The following is an 11,791-nucleotide window of genomic DNA, read 5'->3' on the forward strand; positions in this document are numbered from 1 at the left end:
GTTCAACTTTTAATCCGGGCCGTTTACAGGTATCCAACCTGTCAGCAGAGCTCCGCCCTCCGAATGGTTGCCTGCGGCAAGCTCGCCTCCGTGACGCTTAATGATTCGTTGTGAAATCGTCATCCCTAATCCGCTGCCTCCGGTTGAACGGTTCCTGGATATTTCACCGCGATATAAAGGTTCGAAAACCCGCTGCAATTCTTCCGGTGAGAAGCCCGGCCCCGTATCCTGAACCGTAAAAGCGACTTTATGACCAACCTTACGGCATTGAACGAATATTTTCCCATGAGAGGGCGTGTGCCTGGCGGCATTGTCCAGCAAATTGTTCATGGCGCGCTCCAATAAATGCGAATCGCCAACTATAGTCAAATCGTCTGCGGCATAATTCGCGATCACGGAGATGTGCTTTCGCCCGGCTATCGGACGCAGGCTGTCTATCGCTTTCTGCAGGATGAGTTTAAGGTCAACCGTGTTTTGGTCGAGCCCCGCTTCCAGGTACTCCATCTTTGTAAAGGTGAACAGGTCCTCAACCAGCCTGTCCAACTGCGCTGATTTTTCCTTGCAGACCGCCAAATATTGGGCCAATTTATCCGGCGTCCTGGCGATGCCTTGTTCCATTCCGTCCAAATAGCCGCGTAATGCGAATAACGGTGTCCGCAAATCATGAGCGACGGCAGCAATGACGAATCGGCGTTCTTCCTCCAATTCCGCTTGTTTACGATTGGATTCCTGCAGTCCCTTCACCATCGCTTTGAATCCGTCGCGCACCTCGGCGATTTCTTTGATCCGGGACAAGGGCAGCTGAACGTCCCAATCTCCTGCGGCAATCTGTCTGGCTGCCAAACTCATCTTCTCGAGAGGCTTAAGAAGGAATCTGCGCATTTCAACCCCGACAATAAATACAGCGAGCAGAAATCCTGCAATCGCCGCAATCGTTTGAACCGTATTCGAATCCGGCAGGTAAACGACAACCCTTCCAATCAAGCGCCCGTCCTCTATGATCGAGAACCTCTCTGCCGATTTCAAAGCGCCGTCACGCTCCGGATTGGACCGAAAAATTTCCTGATCTGACGCAGTCAGAAATAACCATGTCCATCTCCTCTGCCCGCAGCCGGTCATGCAGCCGACTCTGCCAAGCCGGCTCCGTCCAATGGCCGGAGCCCGATTCGATCATCTGCATGATCTCGGCCACATGGCTTTGCCGGAGGCGATCATCCTGCATACCCTCTCCGAATCTTAGCGCACCGGTCTCCATAAAGTGCGCCGCCAAATAAAATAACCACGGAATCATGAAGATCAGATACAAGCCAAACAGAGTAAACGTACGAATGCGTACTGTTCTCATGTTAACCTCCCTCGAAGCGGTACCCTACGCCCCATACGTTAATCAGGTATTGCGGCCGATTCGGATCGGACTCGATTTTCTCGCGAAGCCGGCTGAGATGGACCCGGATGGTATGCTTATCGCCCACTCCGTCCCAAAATTTATGAAGCAACCGGTCATACGAAAAAACATGTCTCGGATGCTCGGCAAACAATCGCAACAGCTCAAACTCCCTTGGCGTGAGCGAAATATTTTTCCCATCTATGAATACTTCGTGTGTGGACAGATTAATCTTGAGTCGACCGTCATCCCAAACGCTTATATGGCTTTCCTGCGAACCGGATCGCCGTAAGACCGCCTTCACCCGGGCTACAATCTCTCCCGGAGACGCGGTTTTAACAATATAATCATCCCCGCCGAGCGTCAGCCCTCGAATCTTGTCCACATCATCGCTGCGCGCGCTTAAGAAAAGGATGGGAACGTTGCTCTCCGCCCGGATCCGGCGACATAACTCAAATCCGTTTTGTCCCGGCATCATGATGTCAAGAACAATACAATGAATGGAGCTTTGCTCTAACACGGCCCACGCTTGCGCGGTATCGCATGCGGTTATCACTTGAAAATTTTCGAACTCTAAAAAGTCCCTCAATAGTTCGACGATGCTCTGGTCGTCGTCTACAACCAGTATCGTATTTCCTTCGCTCATGAATATCCCACCTTTGAATTCCAGTTTATCATTTTTTCCTCATGATCTAGCGTAACCGCCTGATTTATGATGATTTGTTTATGATTTTGTGACTATTTTACAACTTCGTTCGAGATATTCGTTTGTTATCATTCTTCTTGCGAACTGACTTGGATACAAGGAGGATTTACGGATGTTAACGGTTCAAATCGTGCTTTTTGACGGCTTCGACCTTCTGGACGCTATTGCGCCTTATGAGGTTTTTTGCGCCGCTGCCATGTATGCCGACAACGCGTTAAGCGTCGAACTCGTCACCGCCGAAGGGCCAAGGTCCGTGGCTAGCGGCATCAACGGGTTAACTATTGAAGCGAGCGGCAGATTGAACCCGGAACGTGCGGGCATCATTCTCGTGCCTGGCGCGTCCGGTGAAATCGAGGGAGTTGGCCCCCATTCGATCCCGGCTATTCTGGGACAGGCATTGCATACAGAATTGACCGGTATGATTGGTCAGGCACTCGGGCACAAAGACATCGTAATCGCCACGGTATGCGGCGGCTCCCTGTTATTGGCCATGGGAGGGCTCTTGGAAGGCAGGCCGGCTGTAACCAATCATCTGGGCATGAATTTGCTTGGAGCAACCGGGGCCGTCCCCGTCTCGGCACGCGTCGTGGACGATGGCAACCTGGTTACCGGCGGCGGCGTAACGTCGGGACTCGATGTAGCGCTGTATCTGGTGGAACGCGAGCTTGGGCCGCGTATCGCGCACGCGGTAGAGCAGTTGTTCGAATTTGAACGGAGGGGGACGGTTTGGAGAGAAGCAGGAATGGCGCCCGGCAGTCAAAAAGCATTGACAAGCGACGAACCGAATCTCGCGGCGGACAAAGCGTCAATGGCCTATGGCACGCAGGATCACGAAATTACACAATCATCTGTCTTCGATGGGGATTGGGATACGACAATCGCGACGCCGGTTGGGAAACTGCAGGTCAAGCTCTCCATTTCAACAAGTAATGGGATTCAAGGCAAGGCAACGCAAGGGAATGAGACGGTAGCGTTTTTGAACCCCGTATTGCAGGACAACAAGCTTACCTGGCTGCTGCGAATCACGAAACCCATGCGCTTAAATCTGAAATTCGAAGTTGCCGCCGATGGAGATCGCCTGACCGGAACCGCCAAGGCCGGCATGCTGCCGGCATCCAAATTATCGGGCATGCGGGTTTCCTAACCCGGCATTGTGCGTGGCTAATACATATGGGGCCGAGGAGGGATCGCATGAAGAAACGGAAAACATTATTCGGTCTATTGACCTGTATCAGTATTCTAATTATCCTCTACGCCTTGGCGGACAATTATGTGATCGATCCTGGAGCCGAGGAATTTCTAAGCCATAAAACCGGACTTAAGCGCGAGCTTAATCTCCCGGTCTGGTTGAACGTGATGCACGTTCATGTCGCGTTCGCCTGCATTGCCATGGCGGCGGGGCTGCTCAACTTTTCGAATCGATTCTTTGAAAAAAGCCGCAAGCTCCATCGTATAAACGGCTACGTGTATATCGTATCCGTGCTTCTTGTCGTGCTGACTTCCGGCTACATGGCGCCTTACGCCACCGGAGGAAAAATAAGCAGTATGGGGTTCAATGCGCTAAATATCATATGGCTGCTTATAACTATCGCGGCGCTCGTTCAAATCAAAAAGAAGCGGATCATCCGGCACCGGAACTGGATGATCCGAAGTTACGCCTTTTGTTTCACAAACATGCTGATTCATCTCGTCACCTCCCTTCTTCATCAGGGATTCGGTCTCGTTTACGTTGCCAGCTATACCATTGGCGTCTACGGCTCCATCGTGCTGCTGCTGGTCATACCCGAGGTCATGATTAGAAAGATATTGGTAAAATGAAAAAAATTCAGATTACTTCTATCGTTTGCACTCGTTCTAAGCCTGGATATAGGGATATAATACAAAAAAGCTTGATTTCTCAAGCTTTTTTGTATTATATCCCCGTTTTTTCGTTTGACATCGATTTCATAAATTTTCTCATTACATATCCCTATCATCCATTCCCTTTCCGCTCAGAATATGCGGCAAATATTTTTCAACCCTCGACTCTCGGGTTTTGGATTGTTTCGGTGCAGAAAAATGAAGAATGTACGCTCGTTGCCGTCCCGGCGTCAATGCTTCAAAAGCCGTTTTCAAGTCAGGGATTTCAACGAATTTATTTTGTAATTCCTCAGGAATGACGTATTCCGTATTCTTTTTATAGTCCACTTGCAAACCGGCTTTTTCAACTTCAATGGCTTCATCGATATAAGCTTTCACGATAAGCTGCATCTCGTCTATTTCCTGAACATTGGTGAACCGAATCTGGCGCGCCGCCTGCACATTCTCCGTTTGTTGGATTAGGATACCATGGGGATCCTTCAACAAGGCGCCTTTGTGAAACAGAAGCGCGCAGTATTCTTTAAATCCATGTATTAAAACAATGTTTTTATCCTGAAACGTGTAACAAGGATGCATCCACTTAAACTCTTCGGTCAACTCGCAGTCAAGAACGATATTTCTCAACAGCTCGAATTCTTCGTTCCACTTTTTAGCCTTCCTAAAAAATGGATCAATCTTAGAATTCCTTTCACCTTTTGTCATCAAGGAACACCCCTTTTTAATTTTTCGGTCCGCACAGCGAGGAACGATCATCCTCAATTATATCAAGTATTTTCCCGTGATCAACTGCTCCGCAAAGGCTCTCCTTCCTTTTATAATTAAGCGAATGGACAGCCGTTAATTTCACCGCCTCCCTAAAGTTTGCGGCTCTTCGGACGCAGCGCCCGTCATTAAAAAGAAAATACCGCGTATCGCATTTATGCTTCGGGAATGCCAGCTAATATTCTTTCCTGCATATTCCGATACAATAGTACAAACGGAGGGGGAGCATGGCGAACCGAATGGCATTCATCTTATTAACTATATTTTTTGGGATCGGCGCGTTTTGGCAAGGATATTTCACCGAAACGGCATTTTTAGTTTCAAATCTTTGTCTCTTTATCGGGCTTATCGTCATTCTTTGCCTGAAACGAGAGTGGGTATTTTCCATCACCCATCTGTTCATTCTGTTATTTGTGGCCGGCTATTGGATCGCGGTTCTTTATGCGGCAGATGTTGAACAAGCGGTGCTTGAAGCGGAACGGGTGACCGGTTTACTTCCTTTGTCATTGCTAGTCGCTATGATTCCGCAAGCTCAATTAACCCGGTTATATCAAATGTGGCCCAAGATCGGAGCATTACTGACGATAGCGGGCATTTTATTCGGAATGGAACGGAATGGACGGCTTGAATCGACACTGGAATATGCAAATGCGCTGGCAATCTTTTTGCTAGTCAATATATTGGTATGTCTATTCTCATTTCTGGAGGAGCGCCGCCTTGTCCATGTGGTGCTGATGAGCATAAATGCGGTCGGACTGCTGTTAACTTTCTCGCGGTCAGTATGGGTATTATGGCTGGTCATGATTTGCTTGGCGGCTATCTGGTTTGCAGAGCTGCGTAAGCGGTCGTTATGGGTGCCCATTGGACTTGCCCATCTATCCGGTCTTGGAATCGCCCTGTTGATTAAAGGGGACGGACTCTTCTTCTGGCAGCGCGTTTCGTCGATTCAGAGCAAAACCTCGGAGTTTCAAATCAGGCTGGTCTACTGGAAAGACAGCATCGGCATGATCCGCGATTATTGGCGTGGAGGGACGGGCGGCGGCGGTTGGAGCCTGCTCGTTCATCAATACCAGTCGCAAGATTATTTTGTCCGGTTCTTGCATAACCACTTCGTTCAGGTAGCGGTAGATCTCGGAGTGTTCGGTCTCCTCCTATTCGCAGGATGGCTTGGAATATACTATTGGACAGCGATCAGGCGGGTAAGAAAATCGATAGACGAAACCGCCCTATGGACCAAAGGCGCCATACTGCTTGTTACCGCTATGCTTCTTCATGCCGGATTTGACTTTGATCTGACCTTCCCGTTTTTATTCGGAGTGCTGGCGTGCCTGACGGTACCATGGGGCGGCAAAATGTACACGGCACGCCTTCCTGGGCGTATTCTCGGCCTTGTTCTGCCGGCAGCGGCCGCGGTTGTTTGTTTATCGGGTTGGCTTGCCGTTGGCTATGGCGGTTACTGGACGGCTAATTCCTATGTGAAAGAAGAACGATTTGTTGAAGCCCAGGCGACGTTCGCAAAGGCGGAACGTTTGCTTCCCTGGTCATCTACAGTCCTCTATGGCTCGGCTAAAGGATATGTGAAACAAGGCAATGAGACCGGTGAGTCCTTCTACTATCGGTTGGCCGAGAAAAAACTCCGGCAAGCGCATGAAATGCTGCCCGACCAGGTTCTTTATATGAATCTTTTGAACCAGATAAATGCTATTTCGACAAATAAGGATTGAGATCGCCCCGGATACATGGTACGATGGTCGCGAAGTGATAGAATTTCCATTACAATATTACCGATAAAAGGCAACCGCGCCGCAAGGCGTGTACGCAAAGTCATGGGTCCCTAGTCGGATCGCCAGACTGCCGAAGTGATGCATAAGCTCGTTTACGCATCCTTTATTGGGATGCGTTTTTTTGTTTTTATCGGCCAAAGGAGGAGTTTATGGAGAAATGACAAGGAAATGGAAGACATACTAGAGCAACCATAAAGCACTTAGTGGAGGGTTATGAGAAAAATGAGGCAAAAATTGATGAGAAAAGTTAGCATTATACTGCTATTTTCGGTAATGGCTTCGATGCTTATGCCGATCATTTCATATGCTGCTAGCGTCATGTATTTCGTTTATCGCCCCGTATCCGGAGATGTCTATTTCAAGGATCCGGAACTAACCGGATATGTGTATACGAGAGATCCCGATTCGGCTAAGGTTAATTTGAATACCGGGTCGGGCACACAGGCAGCCACTGGTAAGATAGGCGGTGTACTGTATGACGACAACAATACGCCGTATTACATAGTTGAATATACGGCTTATGCGGGACAAGCACCCTCAAGCATATCCGTTGATGTGGAAGGCTCGACATACAGCTTAACCGGGGTTCCGCATTCAAAATATCCTGACGTGTACCGCTATATGTCAAGTTTGACGGCTGATTTAACGACTTACCGCATGCCAGGCCAGCTCCATATCCCTACGGTCACAGGGGCAACCTACTTGCCTGCAGGTTCCGATATTGTCAGTTTTACTCCTGATTATAACGGCAATACTTCCGGGGAAGGAATTATCATTAGACTCCCTTATAACAGTACAACGAACACGACCTTCAATTCCGAGGCAATGGACATTACCGGCGGAGATTTTGAAATTATCGACCAGACGGTAAGCTCGTCCGTATATTATAGCGGATATACGTATGATTCCAGAGGAGAACTTACCTTTAACCTGAATACGGATCTAATTGAGGGGCATCAATACCTGGTGAAGCTGTCATCAACCAGTTCCGGTAACGAAATCTTTCTCCCTGTAGACGGGGTTTATACGGCAAGCGTAAAGATAGGTTATTGGGGCAGCGGTTACCCGCCGTACCCGGGTCAATACTTCGATGAAGCAAACAGCCTTTATTTCCGCAACTTGGTCATCGGGAATTCGGGTACCCTGCCGCCAACCGATCCGGTTAATCCGCCTACCGATCCGGGAACCGGTCCATCCCCTTCTCTTCCAACAGAGCCTGGCAAACAGCCCAATAAGGATCGTGTGGTTGTGAACGAGGAAAGCTTGCGGAATGGAACGAAGGATAAAGTAGCCGTTGATATCGCAAATGGGACAAAGCAAGTGCTGCTCCCTGTCAACGCTGCAAAAGTTATTGGCGATCGCCAATTGGAATTGAGTAATGATCAGCTGTCCGTGAGCATTCCTTCCGAGGTGCTGACAGAGCTGCGAAGTTTCATGACCGACCAGCAATTGGACGGAGCCCAAATCAAGTTCACGCTGGATACCGTAAACCCGGAGGAAACAACAGCGCTCTTGAATAAGGCCAAAAGCAAATCCAAATCGGAGCTGAAAGCGGCTGGCGAAATCTATGATTTCAAGCTCTCTGTCGTTAGCGCCGACGGCAAAGAAAAAGTGCTTGATCAGTTCAAGAAAGCGATCACGCTTCGGCTGAAGGTTCGCGAAGACGCAAAACCTGCACTGCTCGGCGTCTATTATATAGCCGACGATGGCAGTCTGGAGTATGTTGGCGGGCAGTTAACCGACGGGGTAATCGCAGCTGATGTCACCCATTTCAGCAAGTATGCCGTATTGGAATACGATAAAACCTTTACTGATGTATCGGATCAATTCTGGGCTTTCAACGCCATTAAAGAGCTTTCAGCGAAGCATATTATAAATGGCGTAAACGAAAGCGAATTTGCACCTAAGAAACAAATGACGCGTGCTGAATTAACCTCGCTGATCGCACGTACGCTTAACCTGAAAGCAAGCCAGGCAGCTTCATTTGCCGATGTAAATAGCAGCAGCGTTCATGCCGATGAAATAGCTGCGGCAAGCGAAGCAGGTATTGTACGCGGACAGAGCGCGGAAAACTTTGCGCCGGATCAATTTGTAACTCGTGAAGAAATGGTCATCATGATCACCAGAGCATACGAGTACAAAAGCGGTAAAAAAGTGGTTTCAGAAACGGAATCTTCCTATACTGACCGCATCCTTGCAGCAGAATGGGCGCGTCCGTCTATCGATGCCGCTTCCAGTATCGGTATTGTAGTAGGTTACGACAACGAGACGTTCGCGCCGAAGAATCTCATGACTCGTGCTGAAGGCGCGCTATTGGCTTATCGTTTGTTGAAAAGCGAGTAAACGTAAATTATCCCTTCAAGGTGACGGCAATCTCGTCCCTCGAAGGGATTTTTTTATAAATAATTCATGCTACTATTGCGGTATTCCTACGGGGTGCAGCGGTAACCGATCGTTAAGCTATAGAGTAAACCGCTATTCGTCGGAGAACGCTGAGTAGATTATTCGAGACTTTGCAAATAAAGCTCGTACTCGACTGTAAACTCAAGCGCTTGGGCAAATTCTGGAGAGAGAGCGGTCAATGCTTCAACCACAGCTTCCTTGCCCACTTCTTTTAATGCCAGGATTTCTGGCTGCCGAGGCACTTGAAACTGTGTGTGATCATGAAAGACAACAGTGACAATAGTGCCGATCGGCTCTTGGTGCGGACCATAAATTGTGCTCCACATCCAGCGTTGCTGGTTATCCTGCTGCTCATTGCCCCATTCTCGTGAGATGTCAAAATTTCCTGGGAACCGGGGCTCCGGATTAAGGCCGGCCTCTTTAAACTGACGGTGTATGGGAAGAAACAATAGGTTCAAATACGTTCCGTAGGCCACGTCTCCTGCTTCCTCGTAAGCCTTTAGCAGTTTATCCCGATGGTTCACTAGAACTGTCTCCCAGTTATAAGAAATATGCTCTTCGATGTAGCGGGCAATGCTCTTGATGCGAGCTTCGCCGCTCCCATCCAATACAATTTGTTGCAAGTTTGTTGATCCCACCTCTAAACCCATCCTTTCACTTGAGATTCTACTTTCCCCTCCATTTTATAACATTCATGCAAATCTCAAGGTTATAAAGAAAAAAACACCGCTGGTGCTTATAAACAAACGAACAACCTTAGATATGAAGTTTAAACTATTACGGAAGTGACCACCCAATACCAATTACCTGATCGGTTTCTTTACTCGCTATCATGCAAAGGCATATCTGAACAACCCGTAATACAAAGGTCCAACCATGACAACAAATGTTATCAACATCCAGACTCTCCTCGCCACAATCGGCAGCTCCTCCAGGATTTCTTCCCCTTCATACCCTTTTAGAAGCATCGTGAATGATAAATCCCACAGAAACGCTGCCACGGAGACAAATTTCCAGACAGTAGGATTTAGAATAGCTGTTTCCGTAACGTACCCGAACAATCCAATCCATGTCATGATGGATACGACGAAATCTATTTTGCTTAGTTTCGTCTTATATTTTCCTTTTATTAAAAAAGTGAGGGATGCTGTTGCGAGCAACCCTAAATAAATCGTCCATAAAACGTCAACCATACGTACTCCTCATTCTCTTTCTTTGAATTTGATGACCCTTCGCCATCCTATTGCTATTATAGCCAATCAAGTCCATAACAAATATAATAAATCCCTTACAAAAAACCGGCTAGTACACTAGCCCCGTATAACAATAGTAGAAACCTGGAAAAAAAAGCTTGTAACGAACACATCACTATGATATTTTAAAACAGACCGGTCGGTACTTTAATGATTAGGAGTTGTTACCCATGCCTATTTCTATCCAACATATCCGAAATGCTACATCCGTCTTAACCGTGAACGGCAAACGTATACTCGTCGATCCCATGTTAAGCGATGTAGGCGAGCTTCCGCCCGTTCCTTTCACACGTTCGTTTCGCAGAAATCCGCTAACCCCCCTGCCTGTTCCTCTGCAATTGTTTGATAACATGGATGCGGTTCTATTGACCCATCGGCATTTTGACCATCTGGATAAGAAAGCCATCTCCGTTCTGAACAAGAGAATACCTGTCTTCTGCCAACCGGAGGATCAAGCCTTCTTACAAACTGCCGGTTTCCTCAACGTATATGCGATTCATGATTCGTTTGAATGGTGCGCCATCCGGATGAAACGGTTTAAAGGGCAGCATGCACAAGGTATCGCCGCCAAGCTGCTCGGCCCCGTGTCCGGATTTCTATTAAGCACGCCAGTGGACGGGTCCATATACATCGTCGGTGACTGCATTTACACTCCTGCCATTGGGGATGTATTCCGGGAAACGAAACCGGATATTGCGATTTTGAATACGCCGCGCGCGCAGATGCTGTTAGGAACCATTATCACCATGACCGCCGAAGATATCGTTCATATTGCGCAATTGTCCCCAACTACGAAAATCGTCGCCGTTCATATGGATGCCATAAGCCACTGCACCTTCAAACGCCGGCATCTCAGAGCATTTCTGAAGGAGCGCAGATTAGAGAATGTTGCGTATGTTCCTGACGATGGCGAGGTTATTTCTTTCTAGTATAATTATGTTATGACCAAACGGTATTTTTTTGAAATGGGGGTTTTATCATGCGGAAGGGTCAGATTACGAAAGAGCATATCATTCGCGAGTCTGCCGGTTTATTTAATACAAAGGGATATACAGGGGCTTCCCTTTCTGACATTATTAACCGCTGCGGTATACGCAAGGGCGGAATCTATAATCATTTTGAAAACAAGGATGAGATTGCCCTTGCCGCTTTCGATTATTCGTTTTCACAAATTTTATCACTGCTTTCCAAAGAACAGGAAAACGCCGTTAATTCGAAACAGAAACTGCTGGCTATATGTAAAGTATATATCGAGTTAATTGAAAGCAATGTATTGGAGGGCGGTTGTCCGATATTAAATACAGCGGTTGAAAGCGACGACGGTCACCCTCAGCTTAAAGATAGAGCTCAACGTGCAATGAACCTTTTATTTGAAAAGTTAACCCGAATCATTAACGAAGGCATTCAGAATAAAGAATTCAGAAGCGATATCGATCCTGAAGAGGTCTGCAGCTATATGATTGCTGTGATTGAAGGAGGACTTATGCTGAGCAAGCTATTGGATGACAGCAAATACATTCGGCATTGCTCGAGTAATGTAATGAAATATATAGATCATGAAATGATGAATGGATAAGCTTCTCGGAACAACAAAAATGACGCTTAGAATGAACTCGTCCAGGCGTCATTTTTATGTTTT

At 47.6% G+C, this 11,791-nt stretch carries 10 protein-coding genes, 1 pseudogene and 1 riboswitch; of the genes and pseudogenes, 6 read left to right on the plus strand and 5 right to left on the minus strand.

From position 1 onward, the window contains the following. Nucleotides 1-9: 9 nt before the first annotated feature. A pseudogene (locus H581_RS35305) lies at nucleotides 10-1,345 on the minus strand (sensor histidine kinase). Between the two features lies 1 nt (nucleotide 1,346). Beyond that, complete coding sequence (locus H581_RS0124710) at nucleotides 1,347-2,030, minus strand: response regulator transcription factor (protein ID WP_028612340.1); 684 nt, start codon at nucleotides 2,028-2,030, stop codon at nucleotides 1,347-1,349. Between the two features lie 172 nt (nucleotides 2,031-2,202). On the opposite strand from H581_RS0124710, the gene H581_RS0124715 reads away from it, so the two are divergent. Together H581_RS0124715 and H581_RS0124720 are read left to right on the plus strand one after the other, a co-directional pair. Further along, the gene (locus H581_RS0124715; RefSeq protein WP_028612341.1) at nucleotides 2,203-3,234 is read left to right on the plus strand and encodes a DJ-1/PfpI family protein; all 1,032 of its coding nucleotides are present in this window, start codon (nucleotides 2,203-2,205) and stop codon (nucleotides 3,232-3,234) included. Between the two features lie 47 nt (nucleotides 3,235-3,281). Continuing rightward, on the plus strand, nucleotides 3,282-3,908 hold the full coding sequence (locus H581_RS0124720; protein ID WP_028612342.1) for a DUF2306 domain-containing protein: 627 nt from the start codon (nucleotides 3,282-3,284) through the stop codon (nucleotides 3,906-3,908). Between the two features lie 141 nt (nucleotides 3,909-4,049). On the opposite strand, the gene H581_RS0124725 is transcribed toward H581_RS0124720, so the two are convergent. Then, nucleotides 4,050-4,652: a YdeI/OmpD-associated family protein gene (locus H581_RS0124725; protein WP_028612343.1), complete on the minus strand. Its 603-nt coding sequence runs from the start codon at nucleotides 4,650-4,652 to the stop codon at nucleotides 4,050-4,052. A gap of 287 nt (nucleotides 4,653-4,939) precedes the next feature. Here H581_RS0124725 and H581_RS0124730 point away from each other — a divergent pair, with 287 nt between their 5' ends. Both H581_RS0124730 and H581_RS0124735 read left to right on the plus strand, forming a co-directional pair. After that, the gene (locus H581_RS0124730; RefSeq protein ID WP_028612344.1) at nucleotides 4,940-6,436 is read left to right on the plus strand and encodes an O-antigen ligase family protein; all 1,497 of its coding nucleotides are present in this window, start codon (nucleotides 4,940-4,942) and stop codon (nucleotides 6,434-6,436) included. A 59-nt stretch (nucleotides 6,437-6,495) separates the two neighbouring features. Then, nucleotides 6,496-6,571, plus strand: a riboswitch (cyclic di-GMP riboswitch). Between the two features lie 162 nt (nucleotides 6,572-6,733). Continuing rightward, nucleotides 6,734-8,839, plus strand: a complete 2,106-nt coding sequence (locus tag H581_RS0124735; protein WP_169507544.1) for an S-layer homology domain-containing protein — start codon at nucleotides 6,734-6,736, stop codon at nucleotides 8,837-8,839. A 158-nt stretch (nucleotides 8,840-8,997) separates the two neighbouring features. Here the strand turns inward: H581_RS0124735 and H581_RS0124740 are convergent, their stop codons facing one another. Together H581_RS0124740 and H581_RS0124745 are read right to left on the minus strand one after the other, a co-directional pair. Beyond that, nucleotides 8,998-9,522, minus strand: a complete 525-nt coding sequence (locus H581_RS0124740; protein WP_028612346.1) for a DUF6022 family protein — start codon at nucleotides 9,520-9,522, stop codon at nucleotides 8,998-9,000. A gap of 207 nt (nucleotides 9,523-9,729) precedes the next feature. Then, nucleotides 9,730-10,092, minus strand: a complete 363-nt coding sequence (locus H581_RS0124745; RefSeq protein WP_028612347.1) for a hypothetical protein — start codon at nucleotides 10,090-10,092, stop codon at nucleotides 9,730-9,732. A 230-nt stretch (nucleotides 10,093-10,322) separates the two neighbouring features. Between H581_RS0124745 and H581_RS0124750 the strand changes: the two genes are divergently transcribed. Continuing rightward, nucleotides 10,323-11,081 carry an MBL fold metallo-hydrolase gene (locus H581_RS0124750; protein ID WP_028612348.1) on the plus strand — a complete coding sequence of 253 codons (759 nt, stop codon included), beginning with the start codon at nucleotides 10,323-10,325 and terminating at the stop codon, nucleotides 11,079-11,081. A gap of 50 nt (nucleotides 11,082-11,131) precedes the next feature. After that, nucleotides 11,132-11,728, plus strand: coding sequence for a TetR/AcrR family transcriptional regulator (locus tag H581_RS0124755; protein WP_028612349.1), 597 nt, complete (start codon nucleotides 11,132-11,134; stop codon nucleotides 11,726-11,728). The last annotated feature ends 63 nt before the right edge of the window (nucleotides 11,729-11,791 follow it).

The sequence above is a fragment of the Paenibacillus harenae DSM 16969 genome (assembly GCF_000422465.1).
GTDB classification, from domain to species: domain Bacteria; phylum Bacillota; class Bacilli; order Paenibacillales; family Paenibacillaceae; genus Pristimantibacillus; species Pristimantibacillus harenae.